At 45.2% G+C, this 20,983-nt stretch carries 18 protein-coding genes; 8 read left to right on the forward strand and 10 right to left on the reverse strand.

The window, feature by feature from the left end; genetic code table 11:
* Nucleotides 1-196: 196 nt before the first annotated feature.
* Nucleotides 197-811 carry an energy transducer TonB gene (locus tag ABZD21_RS15380; protein WP_372775962.1) on the forward strand — a complete coding sequence of 205 codons (615 nt, stop codon included), beginning with the start codon at nucleotides 197-199 and terminating at the stop codon, nucleotides 809-811.
* 222 nt (nucleotides 812-1,033) lie between these two features.
* Nucleotides 1,034-1,384, forward strand: coding sequence for a DUF2200 domain-containing protein (locus ABZD21_RS15385; protein WP_372775964.1), 351 nt, complete (start codon nucleotides 1,034-1,036; stop codon nucleotides 1,382-1,384).
* 137 nt (nucleotides 1,385-1,521) lie between these two features.
* Here ABZD21_RS15385 and hcp read toward each other — a convergent pair whose 3' ends face one another.
* On the reverse strand, nucleotides 1,522-3,180 hold the full coding sequence (gene hcp / locus ABZD21_RS15390) for a hydroxylamine reductase (protein ID WP_372775965.1): 1,659 nt from the start codon (nucleotides 3,178-3,180) through the stop codon (nucleotides 1,522-1,524).
* Between the two features lie 97 nt (nucleotides 3,181-3,277).
* Nucleotides 3,278-4,171, reverse strand: coding sequence for an ATP-binding protein (locus tag ABZD21_RS15395; RefSeq protein ID WP_372775966.1), 894 nt, complete (start codon nucleotides 4,169-4,171; stop codon nucleotides 3,278-3,280).
* Between the two features lie 146 nt (nucleotides 4,172-4,317).
* Here ABZD21_RS15395 and ABZD21_RS15400 point away from each other — a divergent pair, with 146 nt between their 5' ends.
* From ABZD21_RS15400 to ABZD21_RS15410, 3 genes are all read left to right on the forward strand, one after another.
* A complete protein-coding gene (locus ABZD21_RS15400; RefSeq protein ID WP_372775967.1) occupies nucleotides 4,318-4,992 on the forward strand; it encodes a Crp/Fnr family transcriptional regulator in 675 nt (224 codons plus the stop codon).
* Between the two features lie 52 nt (nucleotides 4,993-5,044).
* The gene (pgeF, locus tag ABZD21_RS15405) at nucleotides 5,045-5,821 is read left to right on the forward strand and encodes a peptidoglycan editing factor PgeF (protein ID WP_372775968.1); all 777 of its coding nucleotides are present in this window, start codon (nucleotides 5,045-5,047) and stop codon (nucleotides 5,819-5,821) included.
* An 84-nt stretch (nucleotides 5,822-5,905) separates the two neighbouring features.
* The gene (locus ABZD21_RS15410; protein WP_372775969.1) at nucleotides 5,906-7,165 is read left to right on the forward strand and encodes an OmpP1/FadL family transporter; all 1,260 of its coding nucleotides are present in this window, start codon (nucleotides 5,906-5,908) and stop codon (nucleotides 7,163-7,165) included.
* A 122-nt stretch (nucleotides 7,166-7,287) separates the two neighbouring features.
* On the opposite strand, the gene ABZD21_RS15415 is transcribed toward ABZD21_RS15410, so the two are convergent.
* A complete protein-coding gene (locus ABZD21_RS15415; protein ID WP_372775970.1) occupies nucleotides 7,288-8,748 on the reverse strand; it encodes a TrkH family potassium uptake protein in 1,461 nt (486 codons plus the stop codon).
* A 677-nt stretch (nucleotides 8,749-9,425) separates the two neighbouring features.
* Here ABZD21_RS15415 and ABZD21_RS15420 point away from each other — a divergent pair.
* Together ABZD21_RS15420 and ABZD21_RS15425 are read left to right on the forward strand one after the other, a co-directional pair.
* A complete protein-coding gene (locus ABZD21_RS15420; RefSeq protein WP_372775971.1) occupies nucleotides 9,426-10,673 on the forward strand; it encodes an aspartate kinase in 1,248 nt (415 codons plus the stop codon).
* Nucleotides 10,674-10,901: 228 nt separating this feature from the next.
* Nucleotides 10,902-12,200, forward strand: a complete 1,299-nt coding sequence (locus ABZD21_RS15425) for an efflux RND transporter periplasmic adaptor subunit (RefSeq protein ID WP_372775972.1) — start codon at nucleotides 10,902-10,904, stop codon at nucleotides 12,198-12,200.
* Nucleotides 12,201-12,369: 169 nt separating this feature from the next.
* Here the strand turns inward: ABZD21_RS15425 and ABZD21_RS15430 are convergent, their stop codons facing one another.
* From ABZD21_RS15430 to ABZD21_RS15450, 5 genes are all read right to left on the reverse strand, one after another.
* A complete protein-coding gene (locus ABZD21_RS15430; RefSeq protein ID WP_372775973.1) occupies nucleotides 12,370-13,800 on the reverse strand; it encodes a nucleoside recognition domain-containing protein in 1,431 nt (476 codons plus the stop codon).
* Nucleotides 13,801-13,811: 11 nt separating this feature from the next.
* Nucleotides 13,812-14,603 carry a FeoB small GTPase domain-containing protein gene (locus ABZD21_RS15435; RefSeq protein ID WP_372775974.1) on the reverse strand — a complete coding sequence of 264 codons (792 nt, stop codon included), beginning with the start codon at nucleotides 14,601-14,603 and terminating at the stop codon, nucleotides 13,812-13,814.
* 4 nt (nucleotides 14,604-14,607) lie between these two features.
* Complete coding sequence (locus tag ABZD21_RS15440; RefSeq protein WP_372775976.1) at nucleotides 14,608-15,648, reverse strand: FeoA domain-containing protein; 1,041 nt, start codon at nucleotides 15,646-15,648, stop codon at nucleotides 14,608-14,610.
* 31 nt (nucleotides 15,649-15,679) lie between these two features.
* Nucleotides 15,680-16,363 (reverse strand): metal-dependent transcriptional regulator, encoded by a 684-nt coding sequence (locus ABZD21_RS15445; protein WP_372775977.1) that lies wholly within the window; start codon nucleotides 16,361-16,363, stop codon nucleotides 15,680-15,682.
* Nucleotides 16,364-16,616: 253 nt separating this feature from the next.
* Nucleotides 16,617-17,774, reverse strand: coding sequence for a carboxypeptidase-like regulatory domain-containing protein (locus ABZD21_RS15450; RefSeq protein ID WP_372775979.1), 1,158 nt, complete (start codon nucleotides 17,772-17,774; stop codon nucleotides 16,617-16,619).
* 357 nt (nucleotides 17,775-18,131) lie between these two features.
* Between ABZD21_RS15450 and ABZD21_RS15455 the strand changes: the two genes are divergently transcribed.
* Entirely contained in the window at nucleotides 18,132-18,788 is a 657-nt protein-coding gene (locus ABZD21_RS15455) for a hypothetical protein (protein WP_372775980.1), read from the forward strand.
* Nucleotides 18,789-18,885: 97 nt separating this feature from the next.
* Here ABZD21_RS15455 and ABZD21_RS15460 read toward each other — a convergent pair whose 3' ends face one another.
* Nucleotides 18,886-20,220: a deoxyguanosinetriphosphate triphosphohydrolase gene (locus tag ABZD21_RS15460; protein ID WP_372775981.1), complete on the reverse strand. Its 1,335-nt coding sequence runs from the start codon at nucleotides 20,218-20,220 to the stop codon at nucleotides 18,886-18,888.
* A gap of 24 nt (nucleotides 20,221-20,244) precedes the next feature.
* Nucleotides 20,245-20,983, reverse strand: a 739-nt coding sequence (locus ABZD21_RS15465) for a M48 family metallopeptidase (protein WP_372775982.1), incomplete at its 5' end; no start/stop codon positions are given.

Consider the following 20,983-nt stretch of genomic DNA (forward strand, 5'->3'; position numbering starts at 1 on the left):
TAGTTTTGTATTCTTTAGATTTCGTTCAACGATGTATTAAAATAACAGGCGGTTCAGTAATAAATTCAAGGTTTGTAGCCCATTTCAAATATCACGAAAGCTGACGGGAAAGCGCCACGAAGTTGGCTACTATGTTTATAGTCGGTGTTAGGCTTAATTTTGCTAAAATGAGAACTTATAACAAAAAATAAAACAAATGAAATATTGCCTTTTATTCACTATTGCGCTAACATATTTTTGTAATTGCAACTCACAGGATTTAAAAAAAAGAAGCAATTATTCACATCCAAATCTAAAGGAAACCTATTTTGTGTTAAAAAGCAACAAGGATGTAAAGCATGGACCTTATACATTAGTATTATTCAATGATACAATTCAAAGTGGTTATTTTAGAAATAATGAAAAATCAGGTGTTTGGAAATACTACAGACATGACCAGACAGTAGAGTACGCTTTCGATTATGATTCTAATAAGATTATTACTGATACCGCTGTTACAGAAAGGCCACCGTTATATTCTGAAGGCTGGGAATATTTTAATATTTTAAAAGCAAAGTATACAGAGTACCCGGTTGAAGCTTTGGAGGCTGGTGCCTCTGGTTGCGTATATATTTCCTTTGACGTAAATGAAGATGGTACAGCTAGTGATTTTAGACTTGAGATCGGAGCTGGCAATATATTACTTAATAACGAAGCATTAAGGGTCGTAAAAAAGGTAGCTTCAGAGAACTTCTGGTTTCCTGGGACGAACTCTGAAGGCGAAAAAGTAAAGGCATCTATTGCCAGTCCAGTTAGATTTATAATACAATAAAACCCAGCCCCCAACAATTAACCATTCGGACGGCATGCAGCAAATTGACTGAACCGGGTGTCGACGTAAACCGAAACTGATAGCCGAAACTAGGAAATGGAATTTAGGAAAAGGTTGAAAAACGACAAGACGAGCTGGAGCGGAGATCGATAGCCGGCCTCTCACGTGAGGCAGTGTCGATGAGTTTCGCTGATTGGGGGATAATGGTAAAAGTTTAAAACGATGGAAAACTCAAAAGTATTTAAAATGCCGTTTGCGAGTGTTTATCCGCATTACATCACCAAGGCCGAGAAAAAAGGACGGACCAAAGAGGAGGTCGACACGATTATTTATTGGTTAACGGGCTACACCCCGGAAACATTAGAGCAAATTCTGGACAATAAAACCGACTTTGAAACTTTTTTTGCCGAGGCACCGGATCTAAATCCCAATGTTTCGAAAATTAAAGGTGTAATTTGCGGGTATCGAGTGGAAGAAATCGAAGATAAACTGATGCAAAAGATTCGATATTTAGATAAGTTGATCGACGAGTTGGCAAGAGGCAAGGCAATGGAAAAGATTTTACGAACCTAGCAAAAGCCCGTCCGGATTAGCTCTGACCGGTTCGGTGCATTTAGCGGTACTGACTCATAACACGAAAAAGGGCACCCAACCGGATGCCCTTCACTCTCTCACTTTTATCTAAAGTTAGTTTCCCCCCTAAACATATATTATGCGACTGAATCTTCCAGGAAGATTTTCATGTCTTCGTCGACTGTTGTAATTCCGGCAATGCCGAAGTTTTGAACCAGTACGTTGGCAACGTTTGGCGACAGGAAGGCTGGCAGTGTAGGTCCGAGGTGAATGTTTTTCACACCCAGGTAAAGCAGAGCCAACAATACAATCACCGCTTTTTGTTCGTACCAGGCAATGTTGTAGGCAATTGGCAGGTCGTTCACATCTTCCAGCTCAAAAATCTCTTTCAGTTTCAAGGCTACTACTGCCAACGAGTATGAGTCGTTACATTGTCCGGCGTCGATAACACGAGGAATACCGTTGATGTCGCCCAAAGGCAATTTGTTGTAACGATATTTAGCACATCCTGCAGTCAGAATCACGGTGTCTTTCGGCAGTTTTTCGGCAAACTCGGTGTAGTAGTCGCGGCTCATCATACGTCCGTCGCAACCAGCCATCACAAAGAATTTGCGAATAGCGCCTGTTTTCACAGCTTCAACAATTGGTTCGGCCAACGCGAAAACCTGGTTGTGTGCAAATCCACCTACGATTTCACCTTCTTCAATTTGAGTTGGAGCAGCGCAACGTTTCGCGTGTTCAATCACCATCGAGAAGTCTTTCATTTCGCCCGGCTTGCGATCCGGAATGTGGATTGAACCTGCCAATCCGCTCGCACCTGTGGTGTAGATACGGTCTTTGTAGTTCGCTTTTTCCAGAGGTGGAACAATACAGTTGGTTGTGAACAGAATTGGTCCGTTAAACGACTCAAATTCTTCTTTTTGTTTCCACCACGCGTTTCCGTAGTTTCCTACCAGGTGCTCGTATTTCTTGAATTCAGGATAATAGTTGGCAGGCAACATTTCGCTGTGCGTGTACACATCCACACCGGTTCCTTCGGTTTGTTTCAGCAGGTCTTCCATGTCGCGCAAATCGTGACCCGAGATCAGGATTGCCGGATTGCTGCGTGTGCCAATATTTACTTTGCTGACTTCCGGATTTCCGTAGGCCGAGGTGTTGGCAGCATCTAAAAGCGCCATTACATCCACACCAAATTTACCGGTTTCCAATACTAAGCCAACCAATTCGTCAACACTTAAATCCTGGGTTGTTTTATCAAGAGCTTCTTGCAGGAAGTCGAAAATTTCTTGTTTTTCGTGAGCCAGATTGTAAGCGTGCTCGGCATAAGCGGCCAATCCTTTCAAGCCATAAATAACCAGTTCTTTCAACGAGCGAACATCTTCGTTTGCTTCGCTCAGTACGCCTACTTCAGCAGCTTTTGCTTCAAATTCTTCACCGCTGGCAGCAGTCCAGTGCAGCGAGTCGTGCGCACCAACTGTCAGTCCGGCGGCAACAACTTTTGCTTTCAGTTCGTCGCGGAATTTCAAGGCCTTTTTAATACGAATCACAAAAGCCGTGTGATCGAAATTGGCATTGGTAATGGTGCTGAACAAGCCGTCGAAAATCACTTTGTTGGCTTTTTTATCGGCCTGACCAGCCGCTTTCAGTTGGCCATTCAAAATTGAAATACCTTTCAAAACAAATAGCAGGGTATCCTGAAGATTAGCAACGTCGCTTGTTTTTCCACAAACTCCTTTGATGGTGCAACCAATTCCTTTGGATGCTTCCTGACACTGATAACAAAACATGTTTTCCATTTGATTCTATTTTTAATTTTTTCTACGATTTAATTGATTCGATGTTCCCGAATTCGATTCCGACTTAGGGTTTACTGGTTGATTGAGCCAGAACTCGCTACACCCATTCTTCCGATAAAATGTCGCCTCGAATACCGATGATTATTTCTTTTACCGGAACTTTTCGGCGTGCTCTTGATGTTGCCATCTGAACCAGTTGGCTCAACCCGCCGCAGCAGGGGACTTCCATAATGGCAACTGTTATGGTATTCACTTTCGACTCGTCGATGAGACGGATCATTTTTTCAACATAAATTTCTTTGCCCTGGTCGAGTTTTGGGCAGGCAATCACCAGTTTTTTCCCTTTGATAAAGGTGTTGTGGAAATCGCCGTGCGCAAAAGCGGCGCAGTCGGCTGCAATTAGTAAATCGCTGCCATGGAAATAACCGGCTGAAGGGTTGATCAGGTGCATTTGTACCGGCCATTGTTGTAGTTGACTTTCGCCGGCCGGAGCTGTTGGTGCTGACTGTGGAGCCATTACAAAAGCCGGCTTTTCGAAGCTCACCGGAGCCGAACCCGGGCAGCCGCCACCACATCCGGCGCTTTCGTTTTTAGCCTCCGGTTTGCTGTTGTGCACCGCGCTGATGATGGCCGGAACGTCCAGCTCAATTTCATCTTCGTGCGCTTTCAGGTAGCTCACAGCTTCTTTCAGGAAGCCGATTTCGTTGTGATCTTTCAAATGTTTCAGGTGTGCTACAACCGTGTTGGCACCTTTGGGAACCATTTGCTGAATGACAATTGTCTCATCGTATTCATCCGCTTCGCGCTTTTCAATTTCAAGTGCTCCCTGCGGACAATGGCCAAGGCAGGCTCCCAACCCATCACACATCAACTCACTTATGAGCCTGGCTTTTCCATCGATAATTTGTAGTGCTCCTTCGTGGCAGTTTGGAATGCAGTCGCCACATCCATTACACAAATCTTCGTCTATTTTAACAATCTCACGTATCATCTTAGGTCGTTTTTTACAGTTCTTGAAATGGTAATCAATCTTTTCTTCTTCGCTAATTCTTTGTTACTTGCGAATCGATTACACAACAAATGTAGCTTGTTGCTGTTAGCGAAACTGTATCAAATGTTACAAACGCCATTTTTTCTATGCTTAATTTTGAATTATTAGTGAAATCACCGGTTTTTATGGGGTTGAATGCTTTGCACCTTAAGCAAATCTTCGATGGTATTCACTTCCAAATCAGGAAGTACGATAAAAATGAACAAGTGGTTCATTCCGGAGATCCCTGCCATGAATTGCTGATTGTACTCCAGGGCAGCGTGAAAGGGGAGATGGCCGACTACACCGGCAAAACCATCAAGATTGAAGATATTGAGGCGCCCCGTCCGTTGGCCGCGGCTTTCCTTTTTGGACAGAACAACCGGTTTCCGGTGAATGTAATTGCCAACGAAGATGTGAGCTTGCTGTGCATTTCACGGCCCGAATTCCTGAAGATCCTGCAAAAAGACCAGCGCATCCTGACCAATTACCTGAACTCGATTTCGTCGCGGGCTCAGTTTCTGTCGTCGCGTATAAAGTTCTTGTCGTTTAAAACCATTCGTCAAAAAGTGGCACACTACCTGCTCGATCTGGCCGGCGACCGCCTCGCTGTGGTTGAAATTCCGCTTTCACAGGCGCAACTAGCCGAATTCTTTGGTGTTACCCGACCGGCATTGGCCCGGGCTATTGGCGAAATGGCCGACGAAGGACTGATGGAAGTTCAACGTCGCACCATTCGTATTCTCGATAAACAAAAAATGAACGACTTGCTGAAAGGCTAGCAATGTTCCGCACCGTATTTCGTGTAATTGGGACGACTGAAAACCGACAACGATGAAAAAACAACAAGCAGGAAATAAAACGTTCTACCAATTCGAGCAGCTTTTGCAAAATGGCCTGTTGCATTTTACATCAACTAAAAGGGGTTGGGCAGGCGATGGCAAAAGCAGGTTTACCGGCGATTCTCCGGAATCATTTGCCGGTTACCGAGCCGAACTGGCAGCAAGTTTAGGCTTGAACGGAGAGCAGTTTGTGTTTCCGCGGCAAACACATTCCGACCATATTCAGGTGGTACATGAACCAATGAGTGGAGTTGAAGTGCCCGACACCGATGCATTGATCACAGATGTGACGGGTTTGTGTATTTGTGTGCAAACCGCCGATTGTGTGCCGATCTTACTTTTCGATCCGTTTCAGCGGGTGGTTGCGGCTATTCATTCCGGTTGGCGCGGCACGGTGAGCAAGATTGCAGCAAAGACACTTGAGCGGATGCAGACCGAATTTCAGTCGAAACCCGAAAACATTCTGGCCGGTATTGGACCTTCTATCAGTAGTAAAAACTACGAGGTGAGCGCCGATGTCATTCAACAAATTGAACGAAACTTCCCCAATCAAGCTAATCTGCTTCATCCCTCAGCGAACACCGGTCGCGCTTGTCTGGATTTGTGGGCAGCCAACAAAAGCTTGCTGATGGACTCCGGAGTGCCGGAGAATCAAATCGAAATTACGGGTTTCTGTTCGTTCGCGGGAGATCACGAATTCTACTCTGCCCGGCGCGATGGACTGCAAACCGGCCGGATGGTCACCGGGATTATGCTTTCCGGAATCTGAACCAAAGTTGATATTTGTCAATATTTATTTGTTGCCGATATCAATTATGTTGATTACTTTTCCAAAAACTAAACATATCTAGCTATGAAGATTTTTGCGTTTAAAAAAGGGATTATTGCCGGAGCGCTTTGTCTTGCCACAATGGCCGGGCAGGCCACCGACGGTTATTTTGGAGTAGGTTATGGAACGATCAATAAAGGGCTTGCCGGTGCCGGTATAGCCTACTATCAAGGGTCACTTATCAATGGAAACCCCGCGGGAGTTGTTTTTCTGGGTAAACAATACCAGGCTTCACTGGAGCTTTTCAATCCAAATCGCCAGTTTACAGTAACTGGGAATCCATCGGGAGCAGACGGTAGTTTTGGTTTAACTCCCGGAACGGTAGAAAGCGACAGCAAATATTTTTTAATGCCAACGCTCGGAGCTAACTGGATGTTGGGTGAGCAAGCGAGCCTGTCGGTTTCGGTTTTTGGCAATGGCGGTATGAACACGGATTACCCCACAGCAGTATTCTATGATCCCAGCTCGGAAAGCACAGGCGTAAATCTGGGGCAAATGTTCGGTAATGTGACTTATGCGCTCAAGCTGGGTGAGGGGCACAGCGTGGGTGTTACCGGCGTGTTGGCTTACCAATATTTTGAAGCAGAAGGGCTGAAAATGTTTGGAGATATGGGCATGTCAGCCGATCCTTCAAACTTGACAGGCAATGGTAAAGCAAATAGTACAGGCGTTGGCTTTAAATTGGGCTACATGGGCAAAATTGCCAACGGGTTGACCATAGGTGCCATGTATCAGAGCAAGGTGCTGATGAGCGAGTTTGACGAATATGCAGGGTTGTTTGCCGAGCAAGGCGATTTTGATATCCCGGCCAGTTGGACAGCGGGTTTTTCGTGGGATATTAATGATGACTTTACTGTGATGGCCGATGTAAAACAGATTTTTTACGGCGATGTGAAATCAGTTGCCAATCCGATGATGAATATGATGACTGCCCAGTTGGGGATGGATGAAGGACCCGGTTTCGGATGGGAAGATATTACCGTTGTGAAAATGGGTGTATCGTATGCCGGGATGGATAAATGGACTCTGCGTGCCGGTTATTCGATTGGTGAAAACCCGGTTCAGGAATCGGAAGTGCTGTTTAATATTTTAGCTCCGGGTGTAATCACAAATCAACTGGGTTTCGGGTTCACTAGAGACTTGGGCGAAAAGGGCAAACAGTTGCACTTTGCGATTAATTACGCGATGAATGAAGATGTTACTGGTTCAAACCCATTGGATCCAGGACAAACGATAAAATTGGAAATGAATCAGCTTGAAGTGGAATTCGGTTTCTCATTCTAGAAAGATTTTTGAGGTATATTCTGGAATGTGTTGAGGCTCTGTCGGACGGCAGAGCCTTTTTTCGTTCTTATTCAACCGTACTCGAAAGAACAGGTTTGGCAGCCGCTTTCGGGTTGTCAGAATCAGGTGCGCCAAAACCAGTTGGTGAACAGCGAAAGTACCGGGAAAATCTCCAAACGTCCCAGCAACATGAAAAAGGACAGGAGATATTTCGATCCGTCGGTGAGCATCGAGAAATTAGACGCCGGCCCCACAAGCCCGAATCCCGGGCCAATTCCGCCCATCGAAGTAAGGACTGATCCAAAAGAAGTAGCCCAGCTGTTTCCAAGCAGCATCATTATAAATGTACCGGCAATCACAACTCCGTAATAGATAATAATGAAGTTCATCACGCTGGATACCTGCGAATTTTTCAATATTTTATTGTTGTAGCGAACATTGAAAATGGCGTTGGGGTGAATAATACGCCTGATGCTGTTTCGTAAATATTGGAAATTGATGACGTGCCGGATTACTTTCACGCCTCCTCCGGTTGATCCCGCACAGGCTCCGATCAACATCAACAGTGCGATTAGGATGATTCCCTGGATGGGCCAGAGCAGATAATCGGCTGTGGCAAACCCGGTAGCGGTAATGATTGAAACCACCTGAAAGAACGAGTCACGAAAGGCTTTTTCGAAGGTAATTTGCTGGCTGGTATATAAAATCATCGTCAATAGCAGGCCAACAGCGACAATTACTTCGAGATACAGATGGAGTTCCTGATTCCTCAATGCCTGTTTAATTCGTCCGCGAAGTCCCAAAACATGCAAGGTGAAATTGATTCCTGCCAAGGTCATGAAAACGGTGATGACATACTGGATGTAAGGCGAATAATCAGTGATACTCGTGTTTTTTGTCGAAAATCCTCCGGTCGCGATCGTGGCAAACGAGTGACAAATACTATCAAACAAGGGCATTCCGCCAAACAGCAAAAACAGAATTTCCAGAACGGTAAGTCCCACATAAATCATCCAGATGTTTCGGGCGACATAGCGCACTTTGGTCGATACTTTTTCCTCTACAACAACCGACGCCTCGGAGCTGAAAAGTTGCATTCCGGTAATTTTCAGAAAGGGCATAATGGCAATTACCAAAACGATAATCCCCATTCCACCAATCCAGTGAGTCAAACTTCGCCAAAACAAAATACTTTTCGGCATCACTTCAATATCAGCTAATATCGACGATCCGGTAGTGGTAAATCCCGACATCGATTCGAAGAAAGCATCGACAAAATGTGGAATGGTACCCGATACCAGGTATGGAAAACTGCCGATGAGGGCCAGAATTACCCAGCCAGCCGATGCGATTACAAGGCTTTCGCGAACTCCGGGTTCGGCCTGGCGATACTTTCGGGTCGTAATGTTCAGGACTGCACCGATGCACAAGGTCAGCAGGATTGCCCGAATCAGATCGGCGCTAATCGATTCTTTGTAATACAACGACACCAGAAGTGCCGGGATCATAAATAGCCCTTCGAACATGATAATGATCGAGATGATGTGGGTGACAATGAGGATATTTATTTTCCTTTTTATCATAACGACTGCAATTTTGAAATCAAAATTCGAACGAATCGCGCCTGTTACTTCCTGTCGATCAGTGGTTTATTTCGGCTTTGCGGTTGGCTTGTGGTCTGAGGGAGTGGCTAAGTCGTGATTTTTCGGGCACGAATTTATAAATTAAATGAGTGCGCAAGTTCGAAGCTGCCGGGTTTTATTTTTTTCCACCGCTTATTTAAAGCCGGCATAACATGCCGTTTCGTCTGATAAGGCAAGGTGGTGTATTTATCACATTCACAGGAAGATAGCGTGGGATCGTTTTTGTGCTTTGTCTGAGCGTCAGGCTTGACAACGGCCGGATGATTCTGATTTTTGAGGCGTAAATTTACTGTGATTGAAGTGGTTGTGTTGTGAGTAACCGGGGCGCCCGATTGTTTTTTTGTTGCTTTTAGGGCTTAGTTTTTGATAAAACGGCGCAGATTCGTAAATTCGGAATCTGTCATCAAAATCCCGATATTTCGCTCCAATCCGTCATTGTCGGATAGTTGAAATCACTACATTTGGAGCCGGTTTTTTGGTCCTTTTGCAAGGCGGATTGAAATGATTTTGACTGGACAAATCGGTCTGGTGAAGCCACGCAAAAAGGCGGAAGCAAGCAAGCCATAGAATGGGGGCGGGCAAATTTGAATAGAAATAGACAACCAAATAATTCAGGTATGAAAATCTTTAAGTTCGGGGGAGCATCGGTTAGTTCGGCTCCGGCGATTAAAAATGTTGCGGCAATCCTCGAAATGTATCCGGGGAAGAAGGTCATGGTTATTTCTGCCATGGGTAGTACCACTAACGAGCTGGAGCTGCTTGCTCGAAGTTATTACAAGAAAGATCACAAGACCGACGGTATCTTGCAACGAATTAAAGACTATCATTCCAGGGTGATTGAAGAACTTGGCGTTGAAGCAGGAAATCTGACCCAGGTCAATCACTTGTTTTCGATATTGGATGAACGGCTTAAAAAGATGCCTTCGCTTCATTTTGATTATGAATACGACCAACTGGTTTGTTTTGGCGAGTTGCTGTCAACCGCAATCGTTTCGGCCTATCTCAACCAAACCGGTACAAAAAATAAGTGGATTGATGTGCGCGATAGCCTGCGCACCGACGACACCTATCGCGAAGCAACGGTCGACTGGAAATGGTCGGCCATGTTGGTGAATAACAGCTTTACATTTAATGGGGTTGATTTGTACGTGACTCAGGGCTTTATCGGATCGACGACCACGAACCAAACGACCACGCTCGGACGCGAAGGATCGGATTTTACCGCTGCCATTTTAGCGAATCTGCTCAACGCCGAAAGTGTGACCATTTGGAAAAATGTACCCGGAGTGTTGAACGCCGATCCGACCGATTTTGCCGATACCGAAAAGCTGGAAGAACTGTCGTATAAAGAAGCGATTGAATTGGCCTATTCCGGGGCAAAAGTCATTCACCCCAAAACGATTAAGCCCCTCCGAAATAAAAATATTCCCTTGTTTGTTCGTCCGTTCGATTTCCCGGAGCAGGCCGGAACAGTAATCAAAGAGATTGACTATCAGCTCGATCTGGTTCCCGTCTACATCTTAAAGAAAAAGCAAGCGTTGATCACTTTGTCGCCCGACGATTTTTCATTCGTCGGTATCGATCTGCTGTCCGAAGTGTTCTCGTTTTTTAAGTCGAATCGAATCAAGGTGAACCTAATTCAACAGTCGGCAATCGATTTGTCACTTTGTGTCGACGAACCCGAGGTTGGACTGGAGTCGGTGGTTATGGAGCTGCGCAAGCAATTTGATGTCCGATATAACACGGGACTGGTTTTGGCGACTATTCGTTTTTATAACGACGAATCGTTAGCGAAAATGGGTCGCGGCCGTGAGATTCTGATGGAACAAAAAAGCCGTCGGACTGTCCGGATGGTTCTGAAATAGCTTGTTGCCCGAAGTTTCAATCTAATGCGGATAGATGGTTGAACGATACCCGGAATTCAACTCATTCATTGTTGTTTTTCAACGATCTATCGGCTTTACGCCAGCAGAGAAAGAGGTGGGAATTAATTTGTAAAATGGTATAATCTGCCGATCGTGAATGAATCTTCCGCTTAAAATTGTACATTTAAGGATGTCGATAAAATCCATTGAAAACTTGATTCTTACGTTATGCAACAACGCAAAAAAAAGAAAAATAAGTTCCTTCCGTATTTGCTGGTTTTGGCAGCGGTTCTGGTTGTCGTGTTAGTTGTTGGAAAGAAGAAAGGTTGGTTTGGGAGCGATTTCCAGCTTAGTGTGCTCAGTCAAAAAGTGGAAAGCCGTACCATTACCGAACTGATTACCGCGAATGGGAAAGTTCAACCCAAAACCGAGGTTAAGATCAGCCCCGATGTGTCGGGCGAGATTATTGAATTGAATGTACAAGAAGGCGACGATGTAAAAAAAGGCCAACTGCTGGTTATCATTAAACCCGACATTTACATTCAAACGTTGAACAGAGCCGAAGCCGGATTGAACTCGGCTAAAGCGATGTTGGCTCAGTCGCAGGCCCGACTTATGGAGAGTGAACTAGCTTATAAGCGAGCGAAAACCTTGTTTGATCAACAGGCAATCGCGCAGTCGGATTTTGAGTCGGCGGAGGCAGCAAGTAAAATAGCACAGGCCGAAGTTCGGTCGGCTGAATTTGCCATTAAATCGAGCGAGGCTTCGGTGGCTGAAGCGAAAGAACAGTTGGTGAAAACCAAAATTTATGCGCCCATGGACGGAACCGTTTCGAAACTGAATGTTGAACGGGGCGAGCGTGTTGTTGGTACAAATATGTACGCCGGAACAGAAATGATGGTCATTTCCGACCTCGAACAAATGGAGGTGGAAGTAGAAGTGAATGAAAACGACATTGTTAAAGTCTCGAAAAACGATACCGCTTTGGTTGAGGTTGATGCCTATTTGAAACGCAAATTTAAGGGGATTGTCACCGAAATCGCGAATTCGGCTAATACGGTCGGTACTTCGGGCGATCAGGTAACCAATTTCGATGTTAAAGTGTTGTTGCTCAAGTCGTCTTATGCCGATTTAGTTGAAAGTGCCGGCTTGAAGCGTTATCCCTTTCGGCCAGGTATGTCGGCTACCGTTGATGTGCAAACCGATACCCGATACGACGTTATTTCGGTCCCGATTCAGGCGGTTACAACGCGCGTTCCTGATGCTGAGGTTTCGGCAAATGGAGGTGCCGAAAAGGGGCAGACGGACGAAAAGCAAGAAGTTATTTTTGTGCTGCGCGATGGAAAAGCGATAGCTCAGCCGGTTGAAACCGGGATTCAGGACAACATGAATATTGAAATTTTAAAAGGAATCGGAGTTGGTGACGAAATTATTATTGGCCCGTTCAGTGCGGTAAATCGAACTTTGAAAGACAGCATGGCTGTCAAGCGGGTTGATGAAAAGGAATTGTTTGGTAAGAAGGAATAGCGTACAAAAATGATGATATTCAGCCGTCGGGGAGTTTGCCCGACGGCTTTTTTATTTCAACTGGCAGTTCGTGATTGCTGTTTTTTTACGGCAAAAGTTGCCCGTTGAAAAGCATAAAAAAAGCCGGGCGAATAGTTTGCCCGGCTTTACATTTATGGTGAATAATCAGCTAGCTAAAATAGAGCCAAAGTTGAGTGGTCAGAAAGCAAATGCCGAACCCCATCACAATAGGAATTAGGGTTGAAACGACCGTCCACTTCACACTTTTGGTTTCTTTGTAAATGGTGTAGATTGTTGTTGAACAGGGGTTGTGCAGCAAGCTAAACAGCATGAGGTTAATTCCGGTCAGCAGGGTCCATCCGCCGGCCTCTAGCAGGATGGCAATATCTTCCGCTGAATCCAGTTCGAACATAACGCCCGAGCCGGCGCCTACTCCTGCCAGTTTGCCGCTCAGCACCGTCAGCATAAGGATCGTCGGGATCACAATTTCGTTCGCCGGAATGGCAATGATATAGGCCAGCAGAATTACTCCATTCAACCCAAAGAAAAGAGCAAATGGATCGGACCAGTTGATAAATTGCTCGGCTAGGCTAAGATCACCAATCTTCACATTGGCTACAAGCCAGATCACAATCCCCGCCGGAATAGCAAAGACGATTGCACGCCAAAGAACGAAGATGGTGCGGTCGATCAGTGAAGTATAAAGCGTCTGCATTAGGCGTGGCGGACGGTAGGGAGGCAGTTCCAGCGTGAAGGCTGATGCTTCGCCTTTCAAAACTGTTTTACTTAAACCCCACGATACGATCAGGCTAAAAAGAATGCCCAGAACAGCGATGCTGACCACTGCTCCCGCAGAGACAAAACCCGCCAGATGAGGCGATACCATGCTGCCAATAAAGATGGTGGCGATGAGTATTTGGGTGGGCCAGCGGCCATTGCACAACGAAAAATTATTGGTGATGATCGCTATCAGTCGTTCGCGTGGACTGTCGATTACCCGGGCGGCAACTACACCGGCAGCATTACAGCCAAAGCCCATGCTCATCGTTAACGCTTGTTTGCCATGGGCACCCGCCTTACGAAACAGGTTGTCCATATTGAAGGCAACACGCGGCAGATAGCCCAAATCTTCGAGCAGGGTGAAGAGCGGAAAGAAGATCGCCATGGGAGGCAACATCACTGCAATGACCCACGCAGCAGCCAGATACGCGCCATCGATCAGTACCCCACTGAGCCACCATGGAAGGTTGATGGCTTCGGCACCTTGCTTTAAGATGGGTTGCATATAATCGACCAGTAATTCGGCTAGCAGCCCTGAAGGGTAATTGGCTCCGGCAATGGTTAGCCAAAAAACCAATGCCAGCAGCAGAAACATCAGCGGAAAGCCGAACAAGCGGCTGGTCACTATCTTATCAATCTTTAAGTCGATGGCATAGGCTTCTTTTTCACCTTTCTGTTTGACCGTTTTTCGCGCGATTTGAGCGGCATCGGCATAGATCGATTCAATTACCGTGTCGTGAAAATCAAGGCCAAGTTCCCAGCGTGCGGCATTTGCAGCAGCCAGTATTTCTTCTCTTTTGTTGTTTGTTGTTTTGTCCATTTTGTTTCAAATTACGCTTGAATACCGGACTCACCGGCACTAATACTTCCGAGCTCGCCATTGCGAACGGCTTCAATAATACTGTTGTCTCCTTCGAGTAAGCGCAGAGCAACCCATTTGGTATTGGGCAAGTTGGGGAACTGTTTGGTAAGTTTAGCCGATAGTTCAGCGATCGCGTGGTTCAGTTTTGTTGAGCGACTTTTGATCTTGTATGGCCGGCAAACATATTTACCGGTTGCTACATCCTCAATCGCCTGAAGCAGTTCATTCATCCCCTGACGGCGACGTGCAGCTGCCGGAATTACCGGAATGCCAAGTTCTTTTGACAGGGTGCGGACATCTATTTCGAGGTTGTTACGTTTCGCTTCGTCCATAAGGTTGAGGCAAAGTACCGCCCGATCGGTTATTTCAAGTACCTGCATCACCAGGTTTAGGTTTCGTTCCAATCGGGTGGCATCGACTACAATCACTGTAACATCGGGTTGACCAAACAGGATGAAGTTGCGGGCGACTTCCTCGTCGGTGCTGGTTGACAGTAGCGAGTAGGTTCCCGGAAGGTCAACCATTTTGTAGCGTTTTTCGTTGAAACTGAATCCTCCTTCGGCGCGTGCAACTGTTTTTCCGGGCCAGTTGCCGGTGTGTTGGCGCAAACCGGTGAGGTTGTTAAAAACGGTACTTTTTCCGGTATTTGGATTTCCAGCCATCGCAATCACATAATCAACCTGATCCAGGTCGATGCCTAGTTTTACCAGATTTGCTTTATTGTGCAGGGCACAGCTTTCACAATTTGCTTGTGTATTCATGAGATTAATTTTTTCGATTAATAAAAATCAGGTCGGCTTCCCGAACACGGATGCCTACTGTGGTTCCTAATACCCGATAGCCAACCGGGTCGCCCGAGGCACTTTTTATAACCGCCGAGACGAAACTCCCGGGCACAATACCCATATCCATCAACCGGCGTCGTTGCTGGCCGCGACAGTTGGGCGATATGCCAATCACTTCGGCATTTTCTCCAATTTGGAGTGATGACAGCAACTCGTATTTCTCGGCTATAGCTTCTTTTTCGGTCACCGGTTCAACCGTAATATGGTTGGCAAACAATGGCGTTAGCGAGCACTCATCGCCATCGGCCGCGAATGTGATCTTATTTTCAGCGACATCGGTGATGTAAACCTGCATACCGGGATACAGCCCTAGTACAACCAACTGTTCGTATACGCTACGAGGCTCATCCTCAATGTGAATGATCCGGCCAATCTGACCTTCTTCCATGTGGTTTAAAGGCAATCCCGTTGGGGCGGGCAGTTCACCTGTTGGTGTAGGAATTGGATCACCATGCGGATCGAAAACCGGATGGCCCATTTGTGCCGCGAGCTTTTCGGTATCTTCCACCGTTACATGGTGTTCAATGCGGCAGGCTGCGTTGTGCCAATCGGCCTGATTGATGCTGGTTTCATCGGCAAAATAGCGCTCCCAAATACGGTGAACACGGATAACCCGCAGCGCATACGATCTGCCAATGTCTGTCAGGCTAACAATTTGACCATCCATGTTGATTAGTCCCATCGATAGCAGACGCTCTGTTACTTCACTGGCCTTGTCGGCAGAAATGTCGAGGTTGCCCGCAATGCTGAGCATATCGCAGCTTGTGTGGCGGTATTCGCAATCGAACATAAATTTTAGTGAATCCTCCAACATCGCCTTTTGGCTGTTTTCCCGCATTCGGGTAAGTATCGCCAATCCTCCTTTTTTGGGCCAGAATACCCATATAAGCAGAATCAGAAAGACCAGTCCGATCAGTAGTGTAAATCCCGTTTGGGCGGCTAAAATGACTGTCATATTCATTGGTTGTGATTTAAAAAGTTATCTAATTTCTTCATCGAGTTTTTACAATGTAAATCAAGTTCGCGAGTTCGGTGTTTAGTAAGAGTTTTGTGTTCTGCACTTCAATTTCCATCATCCGGGATTTGATGTATTGTTTCTTGACGTTGATCGTCGTCCCGATCTCGAGTTGGTTGTTGTGGCAGAAATCGAAGAACTCTTTATCGGAACCCGAAAGACGGCTGATTTGGTAGCTTTGTCCAGGTTCAGCCAGCGACAGGGGAATACTCTCCATATCCCCTAAAATTTCGCCCGTACTTGTTGGAATCGGATCTCCATGAGGGTCAAAGGTCGGATTGCCAAGGTATTTGCTTATTTTTTCGGATAGAAAATCGGATGTCAAGTGTTCCAGTAACTCTGCTTCCCGATGTATTTCGTGCATGGACAGCCCTAAAACCTGGTGCAGGAATGTTTCCCACAACCGGTGTTTGCGCAGAACATTCAAGGCAATCTTTTCACCGTGTTGAGTCAGTTTAAGCTCTTTATATTTCTGATAATCAATAAGTTTTTTTAATGCCAGTTTACGGGCCATATCGGTTGCAGCAGCATTGGTGATGCCAAGTTCTTTGGCAATGCTCCCGGGCCTGGTGTCCTTTGCTCTCCCCTGATCAAACTTATAAATCGTCTTAATAAAGTTCTCGGTAGCGATAGAAACCTTTAAGTCAGTGCTTGAATCCATATTTAAGTAAGCTTAAAAATCAAAACAAAGTTATCGAAAAATAGTTTGCGAAGGAATGCTTTAACAAAAGAAAATGAAATAATCGGACGTTGTTTGTTTTTCAGTCGTAACTGAAGGGCTTTTTAGTGAAATTGGTAGAAACGATTAAGTGAAGCGCGAATGTTGCTACGGCTTTGTTTTAAATGAAGAGGGTGAGAAAAATGAAAGGCTATCCATCCCGGATAGCCTTTCATCATGAGTGAGTAAAGATGATTTAAAGTTTTTTGCCGCTATGAAAAGCGTTCCAGAACTTTTCATCGTAGGTGGAGTCTTCAAAATAGGTTCGTCCGGAAATTGATTGGGGCGATTTCTCGAAGTCGAGCAAAGCTGCTTTTCGGGAGATTTTCACAAGCTCTCCGGACTGATTCGTAAAGCTTTTATCCTGATCGAAATAGCTGATCAGGTATTTGCCGCCTTGTTCCCGATAAAGTGCTGTCAGGTGGTAACGAACCTGCTGTTCATCGCTGCCTTCAGTAAATAAACTGCGGTTTTGGGGGTTGTTCTTACTGGCTTCAATCATGCACTCGTTTCGAACCAGCGCATAATTACTTTTCAGGATAAATAGCTTGCCGTCCATTTTAGTGGCGTAGTAATCGCCGGTGTGCGCCAAATCGGTTTTGTCGGTTTTGTAGGCAATTACCCAAACCGAATCGCCTTCGTAAGGCCTGATGCCGTCGAGTTGTAAATCGTAGTCACGAATTAATTCCTCGCTGAAAATGGTATTCGAAAGGCGCGCCAGGTCAAGTTCAATTAACTCGTCGAAACCGGTTTGCGCATCGGGAAACGAATACGAACGGAAATTTTTATTGACTTCGGTAAAACGAAAATTACGGTTGTCGAAGGCGTCCTGAATAGATGGACGACTATATCCACTTTGGTCGGTCATCTCAGCAATCGCTTCTCGAACCAGGCTGGTCGAATCATTTCTGGTTTCTTTTGCCAGATAATGGAATTTCAATCCGATTGGTCCGGTGTGAAAGTTATCCGGAACTTTCGCAGCAGCAGTTTTTATAATCCTGAATAAAACCTGAGAACGCGCAGCCACATCAATTCCTTCAATGTTGTAGGTTTGTTCGGTTAGCGAAAGGCGTGCAAATTCGGTCGTTAACAATTCGGCTACCGGATAATTTTTATTTTCGTATCCAACGGCCGATACAAAAAGCGTTTTGTTCGCAAATTCAGCCGGAATTTTCAACTCGAAAAACCCATTCGCGTCGCTGGCTGTTCCGTAAAAGGTCCCTTCAATTCCAATATTTGTATAGGCAATGCCCGATTGGTTGTCGGCATCTACAATCCTCCCTTTCAATAGCTGGTTTTGGGCTTGCAGCCCGATGGTGAACGAAAGAAATAAGATAAGGAGTAAATTTTTCATGGTTCTGCTGTTTTTGTTTTCTGAAATTCAATTCTTTGGACGATGAGTGGTAGATCTCTTTCGTCCGATTTATTGCTTTGGCTTTAAATTTGTTGTATAATTCGTACTTTAGTTAACTCTTGAAGAACGCTTAAGTTCGTTAAAAATTATTAATCGGATAACATCTATGTCTGCGAAGCGTTCTTCATTTGTCATCCGAAACCCGGAAAAATCTTAGCTACATGAAACAAGCCGTGAAAACATCTGTTTTGGAATACCGAACGATGTTTATTGGCGAGTTCTAGTTACCGAGAGTCTAATTTGATAAAAATATGACCAATTCAAAAATAGGATTGGTGAAATTGAAAAATTGAAAAAATGAAAACAAACAGAATTCTGCTTTTAGCAACAATTGTTACAATTAGCTTATCCGCTTGCGTTTCTAAAAAGAAATTCCTCGACATGGAGTCGTCCAAAATGCGTGCCGAACAGCGCGTGCGCGATTTGACTGATGAAAATGAGGCGAAAGATAGCCGTATTGGCCAAATGATTGCCGATTATGAAGCCATGAAAAAGGACCTGATGGCGAACAATTCCAAGAAAGATCAACTCATCGGCGATCTGAGCGGGCAGATAAATTCGTTAAAATCGAACGTACAGGAAAAAGATGCGACAATCGACGAAAAGCTCTATGCCTTTGAGTTTGAAAAACGACAGATGAAAGAAGCATTGGAGAAAAGCAACAGTGTTGCTGCTGAGATGAAGGCGGAAAATGCAAATCTTTCGAATGAGCTGTCGACCACAAAGAACGAATTGTCGGACTTGAAATTTAGTTTCAGCCGCCAGCAGGAATCGATTGAGCGAATGGGCAAGCAGCTGGAGCAGAAAAGTGGACTTTATGAAGCTCAGGTGCAACAGGTTTCTTCCTTGAAGGCTGATATTCAGAAGTTGAAGGTTGAGGCGAAAGAAAAGGACGAAACAATTGAGCGGTTGAAAAATAATGTCAATCTGCTGAAAAGCCAGATTGGGAAATAGCGCCTTGGCACCTTAAAAAAGGACTTCAGATGATAGAAAGATAAACCCTCGGGGATTTCTAAAATCTGAAGTCTTTTTAGTTTAAAATATCGGTTTTCTATCCAATTCCAGGCAGGTTGATTCCTTTAATTTTCCGGTATAAATCGAGGGCAAATAAGTCGGTCATGCCCGATACAAAGTCGATAACCGATTGAATTTTCTCGTAGTCGGACTGATGTTCGCCCCGATACTGTTGTGGAATCAGTGAAAGCAATCGGCGCGACAAACCTGCTTTGGGTTCCAGTACGGCCTGAATAAACTCGTCGAGCAGTGTCCCCAGAATTTTGTAACCGGCCATTTCAATCTCTACAACCGATCGGTCGTTGTAGATTTTTTCAACCGACAGGGGCACAATGGCTTCCATGGCTGTTTTCGACGAGCCCTCAACTTTCTTTATCAACGCACCCTGAAAGGTGCCGGCCATGATATCCGTGCGATTCTGCTCAAATACTTCCAGACATTCATTTACCAGCTTGTTGATGACCGAAGCCCGCAGGTAGCTCACCTGTTCATTGCGATCGGTCACAATTTTGAAATTCCGGTCAATTTTCGAGAGGATGTCTTTGTCGGCTACCGGATCGTAAAAATTCCGAAACAGATCAATCACCTGGTTGTAGGGCACAATCTTCAGTTTGTGTGCATCCTCCATATCCATAATTTGGTAGCAAATATCATCGGCTGCCTCTACCAGATAAACAAGCGGGTGGCGAACAAATTTCATCGGGTCTGTTCCTGTTTGATTTAATCCCAATTCACTTGCGATACCTTGGTATAGTTTTTTCTCCGTTTGAAAGAAACCAAATTTTGGTTTGGTTACTCCAACCGACTCATAGGGGTACTTAACGATTGATGCCAGGGTGGTGTAGGTGAGGGCAAACCCCCCGTCGCGGCGACCTTTAAACTGGTGACTCAGCAGACGGAGCGCGTTCGCATTTCCATCGAAAAAAACAAAGTCGGTCCATTCGGCAGGGCTCACCAGATTTTTTAAATCCTTACCATTTCCCGAGGTAAAATAATTCGAGATGGCTTCCTCTCCGGCATGTCCAAAGGGAGGGTTTCCCATATCGTGGGCCAAACAGCCGGCCGATACTACGGCTCCCAGTTCGGCAAGCAGTGGGTGTTGTTCTCCGCTTCTGCTTAACTTTTCGGCGAGCATGCTTCCAAGGGTGCGACCAACGCTGGCTACTTCCAGAGAGTGGGTTAAGCGATTGTGTACGAAGATACTTCCCGGTAGCGGAAACACTTGTGTTTTATTCTGCATACGCCGAAAGGGCGACGAGAAAATAATCCGGTCATAATCGCGCTGAAATTGTGTTCGGCTATACAGATCATTTCCGTCTGTTGTCGGTAATGATCCCAGTCGTCGGGTTGATATGAGTTGATTCCAGTTCATGTTTTAATTTCTTTTTCCAGTCGATTAATAAATATCGACATGAAATTGGTTTAATTCCTTATCCAGTTTCTTCGATCCCGGACAAATTCTTTCGAGCAATTTCCAAAATCCCGGGCCATGGTTCTTTTCAATGGTATGAGCCAGTTCGTGCAAAATTACATAATCAATTAACCGATCGGGGAGTCGCATCAGGTGTAAATTAAGATTGATGTTGTTAACTGACGAGCAACTTCCCCATCTGCTTTTTACATGTTTTACATACACGTTCTCAACTTTTAAACCGTGAACTTGCGCCAGCTCTCGAAGTCGGGAGGGCAGATATACTTTCGCTTCCTGCCGCATCACCTGCACTATGGCCCGTCGTATAAACAGTTGAATTTCGGCTCGTTGGTGGTCTTGTTTCGTTGGTATGTTTATCTGGATGATACCGTTTCCAACAAGACCCGAGACTTTATTTTGATCAACAAAAACCACCTTCAATCGGTGGAATTTTGTTTTAAAACAGTTGTCAGGACTAAAAATAGTTAAACCAGCTTTAATATCTTGTTGTTGTCTTAGTATCCAGTCGACTTTAGTTTTGACAAAATCAATGGCCTTTTGTTCAGAAACCAGAGTAGGCATAGATACCTGAACCTTTCCGTCGGGCTTTACCCGAAGGCGTATGCGACGAGAGCGAGTGTTTTTGTGGATGTGAATCGCACCGATTGGTTCAAGATGAAAATAATTGTCAGCTGTCATCATCGAATTTAAGATGACGAAGATA

Origin of the sequence: Mangrovibacterium sp. (genome assembly GCF_041596335.1) — a bacterium.
Classification (GTDB): domain Bacteria; phylum Bacteroidota; class Bacteroidia; order Bacteroidales; family Prolixibacteraceae; genus Mangrovibacterium.